General features: G+C 61.1%; 19 protein-coding genes. 10 read left to right on the forward strand and 9 right to left on the reverse strand.

The genetic code is table 11. The features are described from left to right. Positions 1 to 12: 12 nt before the first annotated feature. Complete coding sequence (locus tag OS914_RS14885) at positions 13 to 906, reverse strand: slipin family protein (protein WP_267546845.1); 894 nt, start codon at positions 904 to 906, stop codon at positions 13 to 15. A gap of 436 nt (positions 907 to 1,342) precedes the next feature. Here OS914_RS14885 and OS914_RS14890 point away from each other — a divergent pair, with 436 nt between their 5' ends. Further along, a complete protein-coding gene (locus OS914_RS14890; protein ID WP_267546846.1) occupies positions 1,343 to 1,927 on the forward strand; it encodes an SOUL family heme-binding protein in 585 nt (194 codons plus the stop codon). Positions 1,928 to 2,022: 95 nt separating this feature from the next. On the opposite strand, the gene OS914_RS14895 is transcribed toward OS914_RS14890, so the two are convergent. The 3 genes from OS914_RS14895 to OS914_RS14905 all read right to left on the reverse strand — a co-directional run bounded on the left by OS914_RS14895 (position 2,023) and on the right by OS914_RS14905 (position 6,285). Then, entirely contained in the window at positions 2,023 to 2,712 is a 690-nt protein-coding gene (locus OS914_RS14895) for an SDR family NAD(P)-dependent oxidoreductase (protein ID WP_267546847.1), read from the reverse strand. 61 nt (positions 2,713 to 2,773) lie between these two features. Further along, positions 2,774 to 4,078: a nucleotide disphospho-sugar-binding domain-containing protein gene (locus OS914_RS14900; RefSeq protein ID WP_267546848.1), complete on the reverse strand. Its 1,305-nt coding sequence runs from the start codon at positions 4,076 to 4,078 to the stop codon at positions 2,774 to 2,776. Continuing rightward, positions 4,075 to 6,285: a glycosyltransferase gene (locus tag OS914_RS14905; protein WP_267546849.1), complete on the reverse strand. Its 2,211-nt coding sequence runs from the start codon at positions 6,283 to 6,285 to the stop codon at positions 4,075 to 4,077. The genes OS914_RS14900 and OS914_RS14905 overlap by 4 nt, the downstream gene beginning before the upstream one ends. Positions 6,286 to 6,760: 475 nt before the next feature. Between OS914_RS14905 and OS914_RS14910 the strand changes: the two genes are divergently transcribed. The 3 genes from OS914_RS14910 to OS914_RS14920 all read left to right on the forward strand — a co-directional run bounded on the left by OS914_RS14910 (position 6,761) and on the right by OS914_RS14920 (position 9,018). Beyond that, positions 6,761 to 7,270, forward strand: a complete 510-nt coding sequence (locus OS914_RS14910; protein WP_267546850.1) for a GNAT family N-acetyltransferase — start codon at positions 6,761 to 6,763, stop codon at positions 7,268 to 7,270. Positions 7,271 to 7,316: 46 nt separating this feature from the next. Beyond that, the gene (locus OS914_RS14915) at positions 7,317 to 7,448 is read left to right on the forward strand and encodes a hypothetical protein (RefSeq protein WP_267546851.1); all 132 of its coding nucleotides are present in this window, start codon (positions 7,317 to 7,319) and stop codon (positions 7,446 to 7,448) included. Between the two features lie 181 nt (positions 7,449 to 7,629). After that, positions 7,630 to 9,018, forward strand: a complete 1,389-nt coding sequence (locus OS914_RS14920; RefSeq protein ID WP_267546879.1) for an MFS transporter — start codon at positions 7,630 to 7,632, stop codon at positions 9,016 to 9,018. 668 nt (positions 9,019 to 9,686) lie between these two features. Here OS914_RS14920 and OS914_RS14925 read toward each other — a convergent pair. From OS914_RS14925 to OS914_RS14945, 5 genes are read right to left on the reverse strand one after another with little or no spacing between them, the layout of a single operon-like run. Continuing rightward, positions 9,687 to 10,409, reverse strand: coding sequence for an SDR family NAD(P)-dependent oxidoreductase (locus OS914_RS14925; protein WP_267546852.1), 723 nt, complete (start codon positions 10,407 to 10,409; stop codon positions 9,687 to 9,689). Positions 10,410 to 10,423: 14 nt separating this feature from the next. Next, positions 10,424 to 11,188 carry an SDR family NAD(P)-dependent oxidoreductase gene (locus tag OS914_RS14930; protein ID WP_267546853.1) on the reverse strand — a complete coding sequence of 255 codons (765 nt, stop codon included), beginning with the start codon at positions 11,186 to 11,188 and terminating at the stop codon, positions 10,424 to 10,426. Beyond that, positions 11,181 to 12,569: an MFS transporter gene (locus OS914_RS14935; RefSeq protein WP_267546854.1), complete on the reverse strand. Its 1,389-nt coding sequence runs from the start codon at positions 12,567 to 12,569 to the stop codon at positions 11,181 to 11,183. Before OS914_RS14935 ends, OS914_RS14930 begins: the two co-directional genes overlap by 8 nt. Then, the gene (locus OS914_RS14940) at positions 12,566 to 13,456 is read right to left on the reverse strand and encodes a polysaccharide deacetylase family protein (protein WP_267546855.1); all 891 of its coding nucleotides are present in this window, start codon (positions 13,454 to 13,456) and stop codon (positions 12,566 to 12,568) included. The genes OS914_RS14935 and OS914_RS14940 overlap by 4 nt, the downstream gene beginning before the upstream one ends. Positions 13,457 to 13,509: 53 nt before the next feature. Continuing rightward, a complete protein-coding gene (locus tag OS914_RS14945; protein WP_267546856.1) occupies positions 13,510 to 14,523 on the reverse strand; it encodes an asparaginase in 1,014 nt (337 codons plus the stop codon). 352 nt (positions 14,524 to 14,875) lie between these two features. Between OS914_RS14945 and OS914_RS14950 the strand changes: the two genes are divergently transcribed. The 6 genes from OS914_RS14950 (at position 14,876) to OS914_RS14975 (ending at position 20,408) form a co-directional block, all read left to right on the forward strand. Beyond that, positions 14,876 to 15,853 (forward strand): LacI family DNA-binding transcriptional regulator, encoded by a 978-nt coding sequence (locus OS914_RS14950; RefSeq protein WP_420713966.1) that lies wholly within the window; start codon positions 14,876 to 14,878, stop codon positions 15,851 to 15,853. A 301-nt stretch (positions 15,854 to 16,154) separates the two neighbouring features. Next, positions 16,155 to 16,904, forward strand: a complete 750-nt coding sequence (gene pxpA, locus OS914_RS14955; protein ID WP_267546858.1) for a 5-oxoprolinase subunit PxpA — start codon at positions 16,155 to 16,157, stop codon at positions 16,902 to 16,904. 31 nt (positions 16,905 to 16,935) lie between these two features. Then, complete coding sequence (locus OS914_RS14960) at positions 16,936 to 17,175, forward strand: acetyl-CoA carboxylase (RefSeq protein ID WP_267546859.1); 240 nt, start codon at positions 16,936 to 16,938, stop codon at positions 17,173 to 17,175. 2 nt (positions 17,176 to 17,177) lie between these two features. Further along, complete coding sequence (locus OS914_RS14965; protein ID WP_267546860.1) at positions 17,178 to 18,530, forward strand: acetyl-CoA carboxylase biotin carboxylase subunit; 1,353 nt, start codon at positions 17,178 to 17,180, stop codon at positions 18,528 to 18,530. Next, on the forward strand, positions 18,527 to 19,432 hold the full coding sequence (locus tag OS914_RS14970; RefSeq protein ID WP_267546861.1) for a 5-oxoprolinase subunit B family protein: 906 nt from the start codon (positions 18,527 to 18,529) through the stop codon (positions 19,430 to 19,432). The genes OS914_RS14965 and OS914_RS14970 overlap by 4 nt, the downstream gene beginning before the upstream one ends. Next, the gene (locus OS914_RS14975) at positions 19,422 to 20,408 is read left to right on the forward strand and encodes a 5-oxoprolinase subunit C family protein (RefSeq protein ID WP_267546862.1); all 987 of its coding nucleotides are present in this window, start codon (positions 19,422 to 19,424) and stop codon (positions 20,406 to 20,408) included. Before OS914_RS14970 ends, OS914_RS14975 begins: the two co-directional genes overlap by 11 nt. Positions 20,409 to 20,958: the final 550 nt, after the last annotated feature.

A 20,958-nucleotide genomic window follows, 5' to 3' on the forward strand; every position in this document is an offset into this window, starting at 1 on the left:
GTACATTCCTTCTCACTTCGGGATGTGCGCGGCCGGGTCGATGCTTGGCCGACTGACGCCATTCGGGACGGCCGCGAGGAGGTCCGCAACAGGTGTTTTCGCCGTCCCGGGGTCCTCTGGGGCCAGCCCGGCCGCGGACTTCGTTTCACGGGCGAGGAATGCTCCAAGTTCGCCGATTGTGCTCATCAGCGGCGCGGGGAAGACGACGGTGGTGTTCTTGTCGACGCCGATCTCAACCAAAGACTGCAGGTTGCGCAGCTGCAGCGCAAGCGGGTGCGCCATCATGGTGTCGGAGGCTTCCCCCAGAGCGGCCGCGGCCAACGACTCACCCTCGGCGTTGATGATCTTGGCGCGCTTCTCACGCTCGGCCTCAGCCTGGCGGGCCATGGCGCGCTTCATGCTGTCGGGCAGCTGAATGTCCTTGAGCTCGACGAGAGTTACCTCCACACCCCAGTCCACCGTGCTGACGTCGAGGATCTCTCGAATGTCCAGGTTGATCCTGTCGGTCTCCGAGAGCGCCTCATCCAAGGTGTGCTGGCCGACAACCTTCCGCAGCGTGGTCTGGGCGATTTGGTCAATGGCGGAATAGACGTTCTCGATCGCGACGACGGATTTGACCGCATCAACGATGTGAAAGTACGCGACCGCAGAGATGTCTACGCTGACGTTGTCCCGGGTGATGATGCCTTGGGACTGGATCGGCATGGTGACGGTCCGCAAGCTGACCTTGGGCATCCGGTCAATGACCGGGATGATCCAAGTCAGCCCGGGGGCACGGACCCCGATCACCCGACCGAGCCGGAAAAGCACCCCCATCTCGTACTGGGTGACGACCCGGATCGATAGCTTGAGCGCGATCAGCGCCAGGATCAGGACCACCACAATGATGGCCACGAGAATAGTCATATCAAGTCCTTGAAAATTGGCTCAATTCCGCAGGAACCAAGCCACGATGCGTGAAGATATCTGATGGGACCGCGCCTGCTTCGGGGTGGTCACCAATGGTGAGGAAGATTCGGAACCGTTCGCGGCCCGTGATGAGCTCGCGGAAACGGGTCGGCACGGGAGGCGCGTGCAACCGTTAGCTTTGTCCTCGCGTCATGACCGACGCTCCCGCCTTGGCCTCTGAACGGCCAGAATAATTCAAATCGGTGCCAGCGCCAACTTGGCTGTCCACGCAATCAACACCGTCGATGAAACCCATCGTACGCTCGTGTGGAAACCCCGCGGCTGTGTAAATGCTGATGGTTTGCCACCAATGCGGCGGACGCCTGCACGTTCCACAGACGCTAACGTCGCGCGTTTCAAGGCTCAATCAGCACTGCAGGAGTAGCGTGGGGGAATGACTGAACAACAGCCGTACCAGATTGTTCAAAGCCACGAGGATTTTCAGGTGCGCAGTTATCCCGGGCACCTGCTCGCCGAGGTGATCACCGAGGGTTCCTTTGAAGGCGCTGGCAACCGCGCCTTCCGTTACCTCTTTGCCTATATCGCCGGAGAGAACCGCTCAAGCCAGAAAGTCGCCATGACCGCACCGGTGGTCCAGGACTCCGCGTCAGAAACAATCGAGATGACCGCCCCTGTCGTGCAGCAGGGAATTGAGATGCGGCCCGGCAGCGCTGAGATCCCACGGTTCCGGGTTGCTTTCGTTCTGCCGGAAGGTTTCACTCTCGAGAACGCGCCTCGGCCCACCAGCCCCCTCGTCCACTTGCGGGCTGTTCCAGAGACTCTCGCTGCGGTCATCAGTTTCAGCGGTCGGTGGACTGCCGCGAGCTATCAACACCATCTCGACACGCTGAGAAGTGCTGTGGCAGCCGCCGGACTGACACCCATCGGTACACCACGTTTCGCCCGGTTCGATCCGCCGATCAAGCCATCGTTTATGCGCCGCAATGAGATAATACTCGATCTCGAGAACCCCGGATGAGGCGGCGCCAAACACGGTTGCAAATTCCCTAAAAGCAGACAATGCAAGCTCCCTGAAACCGCTCCGACACTGAACTTCCAGAACGGCCCGGGACGTCAATCGAACGCAGCGGCAGAAAGGTCCGCCTCATCGGCGGCGATTGCCGCCACTATCCGGGCCGCCACAACGTCAGCAGCCAGGCCCCGTCCCAGAGGCGGCGAGACGCCAGAGATCGGGCGAGTGTGCAGACCGGTCTGCGTATGGGGAGGGCGCACATCCAGAACGCGTATCTTTTGCCGGCGCAACTCTGCACCCATGGCGGCGCTAAAGCCCGTCAAGGCTGATTTGGTCGCCGAGTAGGCGGCCATTCCTTTCATCGGCTTCTCAGCGACGACGGCGCTGAGGTGCACAACGACGGCCCCGGGATTGAGTTGCGGCAGTAAACTCCGCAGCAACCGCACCGGAGCGACAAAGTTCAGCAACAGCAACTCATCGAAAGTCTCGTCGTCGAGCTCTCCCAACGGCCCGAACGCGACGACGCCTGCCGCATAAACCACACCATCTATTCCGCCGTCTTCCGCCGCTGCCGCAGCCACGGCTGCTGGGCCGGCCGGAACACTCAGGTCGGCAGACACCGTTGTCACCACCGCTTCGCCCAGCTCTTCCGCCAGGGCCGCTAGCTTCGCCTCATTTCGCCCTGCCAGCGTTAAGCGTGCTCCTTCATCGGCCAACCGACGGCAGATGGCAGACCCAAGCCCACCGGTCGCGCCAACAACGAGCAGATGGGCATCACGTAACTGTGTCATGGGCGAAGGCTAACAAGTGAGCCACCACTCCCACAATGGCACGGGGCGCTGCTGAAGGCAGCTACCCCTGAAGGGCCGAACGAATCCGGGCGTGCCCGTCCCCTTGGCGCAGAGAACGCCCAAGTTCATGCAGGGCTGCACGTTTGTCTTCGGGAAGCTGCAGCATCGAGCCGAGAGCGAGTTTGATGTCTGCAACGGTGGCGGTATTCGGGGCCAGAACTGCGCCGAAGCCAGTGGATTCGAGCGCAGCGGCACCGGCGAACTGGTCTGTAGAGAAGGGCAAAACCACCAACGGCACCCCAAACGTCATAGATTCGGTGACGCTGTTGTTGCCCCCGTGGGTCACGCCCGCGGCGGCTGATTCCAGCAATGTTACCTGCGGGAGGAATTCACCCACCAGCCAATGTTCTGGAATTTCCCCGAGGGCTGCCAAATCCCCCGAACCGTACGCCACCGCTGCACGGATCCCGGATTCCCGCAGTGCGGTGACGACCCTATTGAGGACATCATCGCGCACCGAAAGAAAGCTGCCGAAGCTCACATAGACGAAGGGGTCGGTGTTGGATGCGAGCCACTGCTCCACGTGCGGCTCGGTGGGCTCGGAGCGCACAGAGGAGCCCAGGAATAGGTGCTGGGGCAGCAGCTTGGTTCGTTCCGTTGACACCAATTCGGCGGGGTAATTAAAAATGAGCAGGTCGCCATGCTCGGCGAAAGCGTCCGGTGAGGGCTGGAGCGTGGGAGCCAACTGAGCCAACGCCAGGTTCCATTGCGTGGTGAATGATTCACTGACCTGAACGCACAAGTTCTTCAGCTCCTGCAGTTCAGCCTCGCCCGGGGAGAATGCGGCCGGCCAAGCCGGAGGAAGCCCGTACACCTCGGATGCTCGGGGCAATGGCAAAGCCGTGGGATGGCCCAGGACGACGTCGATGTGATGTATTCCTGCAGCAACCATGGCCAGACGAGCGCTGAACGCCAGATGATCGACAATGATTGTCTCCGGGTTCAGCTCCTCGATGATTGCCTGTACCGCCCGGGCAGTCTTGACCGGCTCCCACATCAGGTCATTCATGCGGGCCTCTGCCTGGAAGGCAAGAGTTTCAATCATGCCGCTGCGCGTGGCCGAGAAAAATCCGCGCAGTGACTCGTCTTCACCTTCGGGCTGTTCTTCAGCGCGGATCACACCAGGGTTTGAACCCCTGCTCAGTTGCAAGGGAGCATGTTCGAACCCAAAGGATTCGACAATCGCAGAGGTGGCAGGTCCGGTCGCCACCACGACCCGTTCACCTGCCTCCAGCCAACTTGTTCCCAAGGCAGCAAGGGGGTAGAGATGTGAGGCATAGTCAGGGCTGATTATCAGAAGTGTCATGGGGCCAACATCAATTCTCTTCGAACTTCAACATCGTCGTGGTGCACATCTGAATACACCTGGGTCAAGGTGTGAGCCATCGCTTCGATCGTGAAACGTTCCTGGACAATCCTGCGGGCGTAAACAGCCCGATCGTCCGTGTTTTCATCGGCTGCGCACATCAGGGCCGCATTGACCGCGTCACGCAGCAGCGCGGTATCCCAAGTTGTTGTGAGAAATCCGGTGCGCCCCTGTTCCACATAGGTTGCTGGACCGCCCGCGTCGGGACCCACCACCAGCAAACCTGAGGCCATGGCCTCCAACAACGCGATACCAAATTCTTCCTTGAGGCTTCCGCAGACATAAACACCGTGCGGAGCCGCGAAACCCGGCAGTCCAGTGCGCGTCGCAGCGACCCATCGGGCCACTGTGTCGTTGGGCCGGTGCCCCGAAAGCAACAAACCCTCCCGGAGTTGTTCGCGTGGGTCAACTATGGCCTCTATGAGGTCAAGTTGTTCGCGTTCGTCGGCCGAGGGGTTCTGGAGGTTTCCACCAATGAGCATAAGATTGGTTCGGTGACGAAGGTCGGACCCAGCCCACGCTTCGACGATGGTGGCCATGCCCTTGACCCGGTGAAATCTTCCAACACTGGTCAGCAACGGCAGTCCGCGGCGTTCGGCCGGAAGATTGCTGAGGAGGTCTCGAAGTTCGAGCAGTGCTGCGCTCGCTGGTTTTCCGGAAGCAAGTGACTGCGCTTCCAGGACTGCCCGGTCAATCACCTGCAGATCGATGCCTTCGGGAACAACAGTGTGTCGGTTGGGTTCCTTCGCAATGTCAATGCCCACCAGCTCGATGATGTCCTGCCGCAGGTTTGGTCTTGGGAAGAACACGGTGTGGGCTGAGGTAGCGGCCAGTCGCTGAACGAGTCGGGCACGGAACCAAAAATGTTCCACCTCGTCAATGTTCCCAAAGTTCTCCCGGTTGAGAGTGCCCGCATGATCCATCGAGTTAATGACCGAGTGTGGATCCGGTGCCACAGTGAAGACAACCGGAATATCGAGGGCCCGGGCGACGTCGAAGGCAGCCAAACTGCCCACATCCGCCATCCGTAGGTGAATTACTTGAACGCCTCTGGCTGCCCTGAGTATCCGGCTGATGCCTCGGCGGGCGGCGACCAGGAACGGCCAGGCGTTCGCTGATCGCTTTGGGCCCTGCAGCAAAGGGATACGGCCGTACAGGTGGCCGTATCGGGTGTTGCCCAGTGCTGCCACGCTCTGTGCCGCCTCGTCCGCGTCACCCCTTGAAAGGGTCAGCACACGGTCAACCGGCAATCGATGGTCCGTTCCAGCGGGGCAATCATCCATATCACGTTCCGGGGCGGACACGAGCGCATCACCGAGCCGTACCAACAAGGTGGCAATACCGCCGTTATCCCCACTGCCGGACTGGCTCAGGTGTGCGTCGATATCGGCGTGAAGGAAAAGCTGGGCGACTGTCAGACCGGCGTCGGGCTGCCGAATTGCCTCGTCGCTTTCCGAAACGTCTTGAACGTCAAGGTCAACCAAGGAAAGCTGGGCCACCTCGGCGAGGCGGCCTCCGTTTTCAACTAGCTTTTCCAGGAGATCGACTATTTTTGGCTGCCCCTTGCGTTGTCCCAATGCTGCGATGGCTGCAACTCGAACAGATAAATCCTCGTTCTCGTCGTGGGCTATGCGCAGCAAGGGAGCAGTGGCGATGGGGTGATACACCAGGCCCAGTGTCTCCACCAACCGATAGCGGCTCTCCGCTTCAAAGACACCAAGCAGGGCGCTTTCCAGACCGATGGTTACCAGTTCAGGTGCGGGGGTTCCCCACGCTTCAAGAGTTCGCTGGGACAACATCGCGGCAAAGCCCCCCGAAGCAACCAGGCCGATGAGCCGCCCCATGGATTCGGAGCGAGGAACGCGGGACCTGTGCGCCCAAGCTGCATGCTCCCGGATGAAACCATGTTCACTGGATAAGAGTTCAGATAGGGCCAGGTCGGCTTCCTCATCAACCATTTGCGCAAGCGCATGAGTCGCTGCGATCGCAACGATCTGGTCTTTCGAAGCGATGGCGCTGCGGAGTATGCGAATGTTTCTCACGCCGCCGTTGCGGCTTGCTTGGACTGCCAAATCGTCGGCGAGCCGCAGGGCATCGACGAGACGATCAGTCTTTTTCAAAGCATCGAGAGAGTTCTGAACGCTCACGTGTGTACCTCTTCAGGAGTAAGTCCTCGTCAGCACTGCAAATAGAATACAAGTCCGATCCTAACCGTGGCTTGGCTAGATCGCCCACACGACCAGTGCCATTGCACAACCGGAAGGGCTGGCGACCAAGTTCCAGATCGTTCGGTGTGTCTGCTTTCAATCAAGCAAGAACTCCTGTTAATCCTTTATCTAGACCCTCAACCTCGCGGGCGTCGATGTCCAGCAGGCGCTTGAGCCGCGACAGAAAACCGACGCGGCGAAAGCGTCGAGGCTGTCGAAGGACGTGTGAGCGTCGAAGCCGTCATGGTTTTCAGCCTAGGTGCGCACCAGCACCGCGTCCACCGGAAGGGCAATCCCTGTGTTCCGGGGGCTGGCTCTTCGCCGTGGAAGTGATCGGACTCAGTCGATAACGATGCGCGATCACACAGGAGTGAGGTTCGGGATTCAAATCAAGGGACGTCTGTATGCTTTGTGAGTGCTTCCCGAACCAACCCCTCGGCTTCGATTCCGTCAGATGGCTCCAGCAGACCTCGACAACATGACATCGCTTCTAAGCGACCCGGCCGTCATGACGTATTACCCCGCGGCCAAAACACGTGACCAGGCTTCGCAATGGATCGCCTGGAACGAAGCGAACTACGCCGAACTCGGCTACGGCCTGTGGATCGTGGAAACCCATGATGGCCAGTTTCTCGGAGACTGCGGCCTGACCTGGCAAGGAGTCAACGGCCGCATGGAACTGGAAGTCGGCTATCACCTGCTCGTGAGCGCACAAGGTCAGGGTTACGCCACTGAAGCGGCAGCAGCGGCCAAGGACTTCGCCCGCCATGAGCTCAACGTTCAACTGCTCGTCGCCATCATCCATCCAGACAACGCAGCCTCTCGTCGTGTCGCAGAAAAGATCGGCATGCGGCACATTGAGGATGACCGCAGCGGGGCAACGGCAACCCGGGAGGTCCTTGGGATTCAACTAGACGTCCGGTAAAGGTTATGCTCTGGGACGGCCACTATGGAAAGTGATAGTGCCTCAGGTGCATTACTCTGCAGAGCCCGGAGCGCCCGCGGACTCTCCGATGAGCTACGCCATGGCGGCGCTCATCTACCGCGGTCAAGGCCTCATTGCCACAGTGCGGGCAAAGAAGTTTCTGGCGCTCCACCCTTAAAGCGGCGCGGTTGTGGCAGCCGGGACTAATCCGTGCCGGTCCGCGGTTAGAGTTATGGAGCCGACACCCGGTTCCGCGGAGTACGCGCTGTAGGCGCCGACGGAAATGAGATCATGTGACGACAACGACCACCGCGGGGGTTGGCTTTCGCTCTCAACGCGGGCCCATCCTGATCGCCCTGATGCTCGCCACCGGCCTGGTCGCCATCGACTCAACGATAGTGGCCACCGCGGTGCCGTCGATCGTGCACGACATCGGCGGCTTCTCCGCGTTTCCCTGGCTGTTTTCCGCCTACCTGCTCGCGCAGGCTGTCTCCGTGCCCGTTTATGCCAAGCTCTCCGATATGATCGGCCGCAAACCGATCGTTCTCGGCGGGATCGGTCTCTTCCTGCTCGGCTCGATCCTGTGCGGGGTGGCTTGGAGCATGCCCGCGTTGATAGCGTTTCGTGTGCTGCAGGGCCTTGGCGCCGGCGCCGTCCAGCCGATGGCCATCACCATCGCGGGCGACATCTATACCCTGGCGGAGCGCGCCAAGGTCCAAGGCTACCTCGCGAGCGTGTGGGCGATCTCCTCGGTCGTCGGCCCAACTCTCGGCGGAGTGTTCTCCTCTCTTGGCTTCTGGCGGGGGATCTTCCTAATCAATATCCCGCTGTGCCTCCTCGCCGGCTGGATGCTCATCCGCACCTTCCACGAGGATGTCCACCGTACCAAGCACCGAGTGGACTACCCCGGAGCAGTTCTTCTCACGATCGCGCTCAGCCTGATCATTCTTGGAGCCTTGCAGGGCGGGCAGGGCTGGTCCTGGAATTCACCGATCAGCATCGCAGTGTTCGCCATTGGAGCCGCCGCCTTCGCGGCGTTCCTGCTCGTTGAGCGCCGCGCCGCCGAACCGGTGCTCCCGCCTTGGGTAGTGTCGCGACGGCTCCTGACGACGACGGCGCTGATCTCCTTCGGCGTCGGCGCCATCGTGCTTGGCCTGACCTCCTACGTTCCCACCTTCCTCGAAGGCGCCCTGTCGACGTCGCCGATTCTCGCCGGGCTGTCCCTGGCGGCTCTGACCCTCGGCTGGCCGATCAGCGCCTCACAGGCGGGGCGCTTATACCTGCGGATCGGTTTCCGGCGGACGGCCTTGATTGGCATCGCACTCACGGTCACCGGAGTCGCCGTACTCGCCCTCACGGCGCCCAGGCCCAGCGTCATAGTCGTCGCCGCCAGTTGCTTCGTTGTCGGCTTGGGTCTGGGTCTGGTGGCCACCCCAACGCTCATCGCGGCCCAATCGAGCGTGGAATGGAACGAACGCGGAGTAGTCACCGGCACCAATCTCTTCGCCCGATCGATCGGCAGCGCGCTGGGAGTCGCCGTCTTTGGCGCCGTAGCGAATGCGATCTACGCCGGGACCCCGAACGGCAGCTTAAACACGCACACCATCGTCTCGGCTTCCACCGCCGTGTTCGTGTCGGTATTGGTGAGTGCCGTGCTGACCGTCATCGCCGTCGTCGCCATGCCCAACAGCAAACGCGGGCCGGCCACGTCGACGACGCAAGCCGACGTCCAAGAAACCACGTCTTAAGGTTCACCGGGACAGCCAAGCGCCGCCCCACCTCTCCCGGCTCGAACCCGGAACCTTTCGCGCGCCGGGTTACGGGCGTCATCATGCGCTTCGGCAGAGTGTGCAGGGCGACCGTGCCGCGGTTCAAAGTAGCCCAGACGACGACGGGGCGCCTACCGCCGAACGGGCCAGAAAATTTGAGGGAGACATACGCGGGCGGTCGTTGATGCGGTGACAGGGCCATCACGGCGGCCCGACAAACCCCAGTGCACTGCCCACTGGCTGGCGCTACCGTTCTGCCCTATGGACGGGCTAGCGATATTTTTTCTGTGTCTCGTCACGGGCTGAACGGATAACTGCGGCAGCCAATGCACTCTCCTCGGCGCCGGCCGCGTTGGCACCCGGTGGTGGCAGGACGGCCAAGAGGGCAGCTGAACTTTCTAGCCCTCCGATGACAGTGCGCCATAGTTCCCCTACTGTTCGGCAATGACTGCTCCCGCCGGTGGCAGAGGTGGTTGTCCAGCCGTCGGCCACCGCCGTTACTTTGGCAGCACCCGGAAGTTTGCGGCAGAGGGCGTTGACGGTTTGGGCGACGATTAAGTGTTGCCGGATTGTCCGGACCGATCCTAGGATCGGGTCCGCGACGGCAGCTCTTCCGCAGGCTCCGCACATAGGCTTTTCCTTATCTTTTAGGGCATGACGTCGCCGGAGTTTGGTCCCAGTGTCTGCCCGAGGTAGAGGTTGCCGCCCGGGTCGCTGGCCAGCAGCAGCGCAGTGGGGGCCACCTCGGAGGATTGTCCGAACCGGCCTAGTGGCAGTTCGGCGCGTTTGGCAGCCTTCCAGCCTTCGGAGATGCCCTCGACGAGCGGTGTCTCAATAGGTCCGGGAGCAATGGCGTTGACCAGGACATTGTCAGCCGCGAGTTCGAGTGCGAGGGACTTGGTCAGTGCAATGACCCCGGCCTTGGCTGCGCTGTAGTGGCTGAGCCCGACTCCGCCCTTGAGCGCCAATTGCGAGGCAATGTTAATGATGCGGCCCCATTGTTGCTCGCGCATCTGTGGCACGACTTCGCGGCAGCACAAAAAAACGCCGCTTAGGTCGATACTGAGCGTCTCGTTCCACTGCGCCAGCGTCATGTCTGCCAGCGGCGATTCGGTAAGCAGACCGGCGCTGTTGACCAGCACCTGGATCGGGCCCAGTTGCTGGCGGGCGATCGCGAATGCGCTGCGAACGCTCCCTTCGTCTGCGACATCCACCGAAATCACACCGGGTCCGGCGGCCCGGTCCAGGACAGCCACCCGGTCGCCATTGGCTCGGAACGCTTCCGCGATTGCCCGCCCTATGCCGCTCGCTCCCCCGGTAACGACGACCGAGCGGCCCTCCTCGAACGAGACGGATGTTGGTTCTGCCATTTCTTCCCCTGCCCTCACGCCCGCATTTTGACGGTAAGCCCGCCGTCGACGACCAGTGCCTGCCCGGTCAAATAGCCGGCATCGGCGGAGGTGAGGAATCCGATCACCGAGGCCACTTCCTCCGGTCGACCGACTCTTCCCCAGGGGATGTCTTTCCCTGCCTGTTTAAGCCCTTCGGGTCCCAGTGAGTTAACCGGGTCGAGTGACTGGGGTGTTTCGATCAGGCCGGGGATGACGGCGTTGACCCGGATGTGGCGCGGGCCGAGTTCGACGGCGACGCTGCGGACCAGGCCGAGCACGCCAGCCTTAGCGGCGGCGTAGTGGGCGTGTTCTTCCCAGCCGTAGACCCCGCCGGCAATGGATGAGATGGCGACCATTGCCGCGCCCTCCCCCATGTGCCGGGCCCCGGCGCGGAGCGTTCGCAGCACTCCGGTCAGGTCAACGTCAAGCATGTCTGTCCAGCGCTCGTCAGACAGGTCCGCCAATGCCGCATTGCGAAGAATCCCGGCATTCGCAACCGCGAAGTCCAGCCGGCCGAATTCATCGATGGCGCGCTGGGCGAAAGCGTCGACCGAAGGTGTGTTACGGACGTCGACCTCGTGGATCACTGCCTGGCCGCCCGCTTCCCTGACCAACCGGAGAGTTTCCTCCGGGTCGTGCGGATCACCGGAAAAGGTGCCGATAACAGTGCATATGTTTCGCTGCGCGTAGTGCACAGCCGATGCCCGGCCGATACCGCTGGCTGCACCGGTGACGATGGCGACTTTGGGCTCACTCATGGGGGTGGTCCTCCAGAACTGCCTCGACCGGGGGCTTCGCGGCGAACATCAGGATGCCAGAAACCAAGGTTCCAAGGGCGCCGACCCAAAGTGCTGCGGTTCCGGTGCCCGAACCGGCGGCAAGGCCAGTGAACAGGGCTCCGCCGATGATAGTCCCCGGTTGGCTCATCGCCCCGATGAAGGCGGTGCCCGTGGCGCGGCAGCTGACCGGGTAGCACTCGGCCATGAAGTACTGGATCGCAGCGTACGGGCCGACGAGGAAGAACAGTCCGGCACCATACGTGAGGATAATCATGAAGGGGCTGGTGGCGATGGGGCTGAGCATAACCGCAAAGCAGATTCCGGAGATGATCCAGCCTCCGATGATCGTGCGCTTGCGCCCGATCTTGTCGCCGATCCAGCCGTGAAAGACGTACCCGAAGTAGGCGAGCAGGTTGATGATGATCAGCATCCAGAAGGCATCGGAGAGCTGCACGCCCTTGGCGTTCTTCAGCACTGAGCTACCCAGGACACTGAAGATTGTGATGCCAAAGAAGTTGATGATCCACGCGAGCGAGAACACGATCGTGTTCCTGCGCAGGTGCGGTTCCCAGATGCGCTTGAGCGGGGCCGCTGAGGAGTGTTCTACCCCGTAGGAGCGGGCCAAGGCGTGGGCGTCATCCGGGTTTCCGTGTTTTTCCAGTTCGGTAAGTTTGCGGTGTAGCTCGAACTGGGGCGTTTCCTTCAATTTCCGGGAAATCACCCAGACTATGATCGCTGCCGGGATGGTGGCCATCAGGTAGAGGGCACGCCAGCCCAGGGAGGGCAGGAAAGCCAGTGCCAAGGCGCTTGCGAGCAGGAAGCCCAGCGGCCAGCCGCCCTGGATAAAGGAGTAGTGGAATCCGGGACGCTTGCGCTTATCGGCGACCTCGGTAACCTGGTAGACCTCATTCATGTAGGTCGCGTTGACTGCCTGTTCCGAGAAACCCAGTCCACCGAAGGAACGGATCAGCACGAGCAGTCCGTTGCTGAGGAAAGGAATACCGGTAGGGATGGCTGCCGTGAGCCCGGAGATGACGGCGGTGCCTCCGATCGTGACCATCATGCCCTTGCGCCGTCCAAGCCGGTCAATGACGGGGCCGATGGCGAAGCAGACCACGGCGGTACCGACGGCAATCCATGTGTTGATCGCGTACGCTTCCGGCGCCGTCCAGCCAAATTCCTGCTGCATGGCAGGCAAGAGGGTACCAAAGAGTCCGTAGTCGAAGACGGCGACGGTCCAGGCCAGCAGGGCAAGGGTGGTGGCGATGGTGGTGTGTCTTTTGGAGAAGATGGGGAAGCGGCGCTTCTCATCCGCCCTTGGCGGGGTCAGGTCGACCCCTGCCTGATTGATGGTGCTCACTTGGTGGTTTCCTTTCGGGGGCTGCGGGAGAGGAAGGAATCGGCGATCTGGTCAAAGGTGAGCCAGCTGATGCCTTCGTGGCTGTTAATGTGCTCGATCAGGCGTTCCAGCATGAGCAGAACCTGCGGACGTCCCGAGACATCAGGGTGAATGGTCATGGTGAAGGTCGCCTGATCCATTTCCCGATAGACCCAGTCGAATTGGTCCCGCCACATCTGTTCGATATCACGCGGGCTAACGAAGCCGTGCGAATTCGGGGAGGCTTTGATGAACATCATTGGCGGCAGGTCATCGAGGTACCAGTTGGCCGGGATCTCCACCAGATCGGTCTCCTCACCGCGGACCAGCGGCTCCATCCACGTCTCGGCGGCCTTCGTGTAGTCGATCTTCTTCCAGCTATCACCCACCCGCACGTAATAGGGCTCGAAGTCACGATGCATGAGGGAGTGGTCGTATTTGATGCCGCGCTCGAGCAGGATCTCGTTGGTCACGGGGGAGAATTCCCACCAGGGTGCCACATACCCCGTTGGCCGGCGCCCTGAGGCCTTTTCGATCAATTCGATCGAGCGGTCGAGGATCGCGGTCTCCTGCTCCCTGGTCATCGCAATGGGATTTTCGTGCGAGTAGCCGTGGACTCCGATTTCGTGTCCTTGGTCCACGATCATTTTGACCAGCTCAGGGAAGGTTTCGAGGGAATGACCAGGGACGAACCAGGTGGAGGGAAGGGAGTACTTCTCGAACATACGGATAAGGCGAGGGCCGCCGACTTCTCCGCTGAATAAGCCGCGTGAGATGTCACACGGTGAGTCCTCGCCCCCATAGGACCCGAGCATTCCGGCAACTGCGTCCACGTCTACACCGAACGCTACTTGGATATCCTTGGTCATGAGTCAACCTTTCACTTCGTTTTGTTTAATGTGGTCTTTTCGCGGCAGACCGGTCATGGGAGCGCGCCGCGGCGGGCGAAGACTTCTGTGATGCGGGACATAGGGGTCCCGAGTCTGAGCAGGAGACTAAGTAGGATCAGTGACTGGGACGGCCTGAGCAGCCCGGAGGGTATGGCCCCGGCCGCTCTAAGGTCCTCCCCGCCGCCGTCGCCGTAGCGTGGGACCACGGCGCCGGCATCCACCCTGGTGCTCGTCACCACCACTACGCCGGACGACGTGGCCTGGGCGATCCCCCTGCAAAGTTCATGGTTCGCATTGCCGATCCCGGTGCCTTGGAGCACAATTCCCGCGGCCCCGGCTTGGAGGGCCGCCCGTAGAAGTGTGGAGTCCGCGCCCGGATAGACAGCGATGAGGTCCACCCGCGGCGAACCTGCTGCCGTCCCAGGTGCAGGCAGAGGTTCAATTCGGGCCGGCGCATGCCCCATTCGGACTTCTCCTGCGGCGGATACGGATCCTGCTGGTCCGAAGTCCGGATTGGCGAAGGCACGCAGCTGCGTTGTGTGGCACTTACGTACTCCCGTTACAGGGAAGATAGTTCCGGCAAAAACTACGAGTACACCCCTGTCCCTCGCCAAGGGGGACGCGGCGACGGCGATAGCCTGGGAGAGGTTATCCGGACCGTCCGGGACCGGGGAATCGGCGGCCTGCTGTGCTCCGGTGAACACAACCGGGCGCGGATCATCATGCAGGAGGTTAACAAGATAAGCTGTCTCCTCCATGGTGTCCGTGCCGTGTGTGACCACCACCCCCAATACCTCAGGGGTTGCCAGAGCCTCTTGTATCCGCATGCTGATGGCGGCCATGTCATCGACGGTCAGCAAATAGGAACCCTTCCGGAAGACATCGACAACACGGACCGGATGGGAGGGCCGCACGGCCATGCTGGCGAACACCTCCTCGCCCGAGTCCGACGCCACTGCTCCCCCGGTCCCGGATGCGCGGGAGGATATTGTCCCCCCCGTGGCAAGGAGCACCACATGCGGCCCCGAAATGTTGTTGACAGTCATTTCCACTCCGTAGATCTTGTGTAGCCGTTCCTCCCCAATCGATTGGGGAGGCGGCCAAAACCGACCCCTGCGACGCTTTGGTACTTGAGCCCGCCTGGTTTGACGACACATGGTCATCCGTTGCGGGTTCGAATACCGCTTACCCAATCGATTGGGTAAGCTGGGAGCAACTATAGAATGTGAGCTGCGGCACGTCAAGAGTCCCGGAGCGGGCCTCTAAGACAGCCGGCAGATCTTATGGTTGCGCTTTTCGAAATCAGACTGGGGGAACGAATTGAACGACAGCACGGCAGGGGGCCGGACGGTCACACTGAAGGATCTTGCGAATGAGCTCGGCATTCACCCATCGACCGTGTCCAGGATCCTTCACTCCGGCACCGAAGTGGCGCGGGGAGCCGCGTCCGTGGCGACGGCCAAACGAGTTCGTGACCTGGCGCACAAGCTCGGCTACTCCCCCGATCCGCAGGCCACTAGTCTGCGGACCCGGCGCACCCACCTTCTGGGAGTAATAGTGCCCAGGCTTTCGGACCTCGTTCTGGCCATCATGTACGAGGGCATTGAAGAGGGTGCCGCCGGGCTGGGCTACTCCACTTTTGTCATGAACTCCCGCGACAACCCGGTGGAACAACGACGGAAAACGGACACGATGCTGGCTCGCCGGGTGGACGGGCTGATCATCGGCGATGCGCATCTGGACAACGTCCTGCTGCAGGAACTACGCACCCGCAAGGTTCCATTTGTCCTCATGAACCGCCGCGTCCCCGGCCACCCGTCGGCCACCTGTGACGACGTGCTCGGAGGCCAGCTTGCGGCCGACCACCTGTGGAGCCGCGGGCATCGGAACGTCGCCGTGATCGCCGGCGAGCCCTATGCCAGCACCGCCGTAGACCGGACGGCCGGCTTCGTTGATCAATGGAAGTCCTTTGGCGGTGCAATCTCACAGCAAGCCGTAGTGTGGTCGCGGTTCGATACCGCCGGAGGACGGGAAGCTGCTGAAAACATCCTTAACGCATGCAATCCTCGTCCCACTGCCCTCTTCGCCGTCAATGACTTCGCAGCGATCGGAGCCATGGGAGCATTGCGTTCCCACGGCCTAACGGTCGGGCGCGACATGGCCGTCGTCGGCTTTAACGACACCTCCTTGGCCGCGGAGCTGCCCATCCCTCTGTCGTCAGTGCGCTCGCCTATGCTCGATATCGGGCGAACCGCAGTGCAGCTCCTGAAACAGGTTCTTGACGGGGAACGCGTCGAACCCATCAGGTTGAAACCCACTCTTTGTGTCCGCGAAAGCAGCGCCCGAGCAATCAGCGCGACACTTTTGCGGCAATGACCAAAGCCCCGGAGCCTCCCCGAGCGATGCAGCAGGCGTGCCAGTTCCCAGCCTCGCCTCAGCTCCTCATACCGCTCTGAGGCGATGACCTGCTCAACGTGCCTCATGACCAACGCAAAGGGAACTTCCGGCGGCAGTTCCAGCAGCGGCAGGCCATGCTCCGCGCCGGCCCGAAACGGGCGCGGAAGCCTCCTGGAACACGGGATTAACCGCCGATTAGTGCAATAACGATAATCCAGCCCACCAGATTCAGCGGCCTGCACAATTCCCGCAAGGCCAGTTGTTGAGTAACGTTGCCTCCATGCAAGCCACTGTGACCACCGACACTCACTCCCACGTGACGTTGAACTCCGATTTGGGCGAAGGGCTGGGCATTCACGAGTTCGGCAATGACGAGGAACTCATGCGCATCATAGACGTCGCCAACGTTGCCTGCGGATATCACTCCGGTGATCCCGACGTCATGAACCGGACCGTTGCCCTCGCGGCATCGCACGGTGTGGCGGTCGGAGCCCATCCCGGCCTTCCGGATGTGGTGGGCTTCGGCCGCCGTCGAATGGTGCTCAGCCCAGAAGAAGTCGGGTCAATCATTCTCTACCAGACCGGAGCGCTCGCTGCCTTCCTCAAGAAGCACGGGCTGGAACTTAACCACATTAAGCCGCACGGCGCTCTCTACGGCATGCTCGCTGCCGACGAGGAACTGATGCAGGCGGCCGCCTCAACGGCATTGCAGTTCGGTGTCCCCTTCTACGGTCTGGCCGGCACTGCGCACGAAATCGTCTGCCGGGCCATGGGCGTGGACTTTGTGCCCGAGCTCTATGTTGACCTCAATTACGGCCCCACTGGCGAGCTCCTAATTCAGCGTCGTCCGGCCCCCACTGATCCGGTCGCGGCGGCCGAGCGCGTCAGCCAGGCATTGGCCGGAGAGCGTGTCCTCGCCGTTGACGGCACTAAGCTGGACATCCCCTTCCAGAGCGTCTGCGTCCACTCCGACGCACCCAATTCGACCGCCGTGGCCTCCGCCGTGCGCGCCGTCCTCGGTCCACGTTGATCTAAACTCCTTCGAGAAAGCGAGAATCCACATGGCAATCATCGTCTCCCCACTGCCGGGAATTTTTTACCGCAAGCCCGGTCCGGGCAAGCCTCCGTTCGCCAACGAAGGGGACACCATCGTGATTGGACAGACGGTGGGCATTGTCGAAATCATGAAGCAGTTCACTGAAATCCAGTCTGACGTCGCCGGCGTCCTCCAGTCCTTCGAGGTCGATGACGGCGCAATGGTCAACCCGGGCGATGCAATCATTGTCATCCATGAAGGATAGATATGAAGAAACTGCTGATCGCAAATCGCGGCGAGATTGCCGTGCGGATTGCCCGCACTGCCCGCCAAATGTGTATTGAAACAGTCCTCGTGGCTAGCGAACCCGACGCTGATTCCCTCGCTGCACGTTCCTGCGACCATTTTGTCTTGATCGGTCCGGCTCCCGCGACTGCTAGCTACCTGAACCAGGACGCGATTCTCGCCGCAGCTCTGGAGACCGGTTGCGAGGCAGTCCACCCGGGCTATGGTTTCCTCTCCGAGAACGCCGCGTTCGCCCGCAAGGTAGCTCAATCGGGCCTGATCTGGGTCGGTCCGGACGCCGCCGCCATAGAAATGATGGGCAACAAGTCCATGGCAAGGGAATCGGCCCGTAAGGCCGGCGTCCCTGTTCTCCCCGGATCGGACGGCCCGCTGGATCCGGCCGCGGACGCCGTCGAAGTTGGCCGCGGAATCGGATACCCGCTCGTGGTTAAGGCATCCGCAGGCGGCGGCGGCCGAGGAATCCGCTTCGTCGACCACGAAGACGAGCTTCTTGAAACAATCGATATGGCGCGTGGCGAAGCGGCTTCCGTCTTCGGTGATCCCACCGTCTATCTGGAGCGCTTCGTCCAACATGCACGGCACGTAGAGGTGCAGATTCTCGGCGACGGAACCAGCTTTATCCACCTCGGAGACCGTGACTGCTCCCTGCAGAGACGCTCACAGAAAGTTATCGAAGAAGCACCGGCACCGGACCTTCCCGACGCGGTGCGCCGAATCATCCGGGAGTCCTCCGTGGAACTTGCCCGCGGATGCGGTTACAGCGGGGCCGGAACCGTCGAATTTCTGTATGACCCCAAGAACCAGGAAGCAGCATTTATCGAAATGAACACACGTATCCAGGTCGAGCACCCAATCACCGAGGCAATCACCGGCATCGATCTGGTCCGCGAACAACTGCAGATTGCCTCCACCGGCACCATGTCCTTAAGGCAGGACGACATCCGTCTCGTCGGCCACGCTATAGAATGCCGCATCAACGCCGAAGACCCGGACCACAACTTCTTCCCCAGCCCTGGCCTGATCAAGGACTTGCACTGGCCCACCGGTCCAGGCATTCGAGTCGACGCGGGAGTGGAGCGAGGGTCGGTGGTCAGCCCGTATTATGACTCGCTGCTTGCCAAACTGATCCTCTACGCGGATACCCGTGAAGCCGCCATAAAGGAAATGCTCAATGCGCTGGACCAGACGCGGATCGAAGGGGTCAAAACCACTATCGGGCTTCACAAAAAGCTGTTGGCGCGCCCCGAATTCGCAGCTGTCACCCACCACTCAAAGTTCATAGAAACAACGGCCGACCTAATGGAGGCGCAATGAGCGGCCCGGAATTGGCCCTGCAGGAGGCGCGTTACACATGGGGAGCAGATGAATTCCTCTTCGTCGAGGTTTCAGAGGCCATGAGCCTGGCCGCCAACTTCAAGGTTATGTCACTCGCCGCCAGGCTCTCGGACTCCAACCTCCCCGGGATTGTGGACATCTGTCCTGCCAATGCCTCGCTTCTGGTGCGGTTCGATCCCGACGTCCTCCCACCGCACACCCTTGAAAAGACCGTCCGTGCGATCGAACGCGACCTGACCCATCATCAGGAGCAGACGCTCCAAACCCGGATCATTGAGGTCCCAGTCTGGTACGGCGATCCCTTCACCGCTGAGGTGGAGAAGCGCTTTCGTGACGGATTCCATCAGGAACCCGAAGGGACCGACGTCGAGTTTGCTGCCAAGGTCAACAACCTCAAAGACTCCGCCGAATTTATTGAACGCCATCACAGCCAGCCCTGGCTCGTATCCATGGTTGGCTTCGTCGCCGGGCTACCCTTCCTCTTTCAACTGGTCGAGCGGGAAAAACAGCTCCAAGTCCCCAAGTACCTGAGCCCACGTACCGATACGCCCAAACTGACGGTGGGCCACGGCGGCTGCTTTGGTTGCATCTACTCGGTGCGCGGCGCAGGCGGGTACCAAATGTTCGGCGTGGCTGCCGCACCGATCTTTGATCCGGCCCAGGCCCTGGAAGACTTCAAAGACTTCATGGTTTTCTTTCGGCCGGGGGATATCGTCAAATTCAGCCCGGTTACAGAAACCGACTACAACAGCATCCAGAGACAGATTTCTGCCGGAACGTTCCGGTACCGCCAAAGACCCGTGACCTTTGACCTTTCCAAGGCTCTGGCAAACCCCGAACGGTACAACCGGGAACTCTTGGAGGCCCTCAATGGCATTTAGAATTAAAACACCGGGGTTGGCAACAACAGTCCAGGACCAGGGACGCTTCGGTCACTACAACGTCGGTATCCCGCAAAGCGGTTCTATGGACCAGTACTCAGCTGAACTCGGCAACGCACTCGTGGGCAACTCGGTACAGGATGCCGTTCTCGAATGTACCTACGTCGGCCCCGCGCTGATCACCGATCACCATGTTGTCATCGCCATCACCGGAGCACCGGTGGATATCAAGGTCAACGGCATGCCACGACCGCAGTGGACCAGGCTGCGCCTTAACGCCGGCGATGAGCTCAGCTTCGGAGTCATCCAAGGCGGGACCCGCTACTACATCGCGGTCAGCGGCGGTATCGACGTTCCCGAGGTACTTGGCAGTCGATCCACCTACAGTCTCGGCGTCATTGGCGGATTTAAAGGCAGAAAGCTAGAGACCGGAGACGAAGTTGCCATCGGCGATCCGATTAACAACAGGACGCTGTCCGCCGTCGAAGCTGTCCCGGAAAACTTCAGGCCGGTATTTACTAAGGAACAGGTGGTCCGCATTGTCCTGGGCCTGTACGACCACCGTCTCTCCGTCGAAGGGCTGGACAACCTTCTCCACGGCGAGTGGACGGTGACACCCGTGGCAGACAGGATGGGATTGCGTTACTCAGGTCCAGGTGTGACGTGGAAGGACCGCGAGCAGCCCTTTGGCGCAGGGTCAGACCCATCCAACATTGTTGATGCCGGCTACGCTGTCGGATCTATCCAAATTCCGGGCGGCACTCAGCCCATCATTCTGCACCGAGATGCTGTGTCAGGCGGCGGCTATGCCATGGTCGCCACAGTCATAAGCGCAGACATGGATCTGGTAGCCCGAGCGGCACCGGGCACAGCCACGACTTTTAGAGCCGTCAGTCAGCACGAGGCCTTGTCAGCCCGCGAGGAACTCTCTGACCGCAAAAATGAGGCCTGGGCGGCAGTGGGTGCCACCCGGTGAGGGCCACCGTTGAACTATCTTCCGTTGCCGTTTTAAAAAGTTCGAACCCACCAAGTCCGTGGCTTGGATCCCCTCCCCTTCGCCACAGGCTTTTAATCCTGGCCAAGGACTGATTTCGCTCCGCTCGTTACGCCGTTCCAGATCAGTACAACCGCGCTTCGCATCCCGGTATCACCGTCCCCGATGACGCGCGTCAGCGGATACGATCGGCGGGGCCGCCGGATTCTTCCACTTTGCCAAGGGCATCGGCGGAAGCGACCTCAAGGCGTACCTGGCCGGCAGTATCGCCGCTGCGCCGAACTCAGTCCCGTTGATCGACGGGATTCAACAACAACATTGGACGGCGCCAACTCCTTCTTACGACTGGACAGTGCACGAGCCGGTCACACGTCAAACGGCATGAATTTGTTCTTCGCCACACTCTTAAGCGAACGGGGACCACTTGGCTCCCGCGACCGGTACCTAGCGGCTTCAGATACGCATCTATGGTCTGCTCGCTCACGGCTGGGACCTAGCCCAAGCCACGGGCGAACGGGCAGCGCTGCCGGAG

This window comes from Arthrobacter endolithicus (assembly GCF_026627425.1).
Lineage (GTDB): Bacteria > Actinomycetota > Actinomycetes > Actinomycetales > Micrococcaceae > Arthrobacter_M.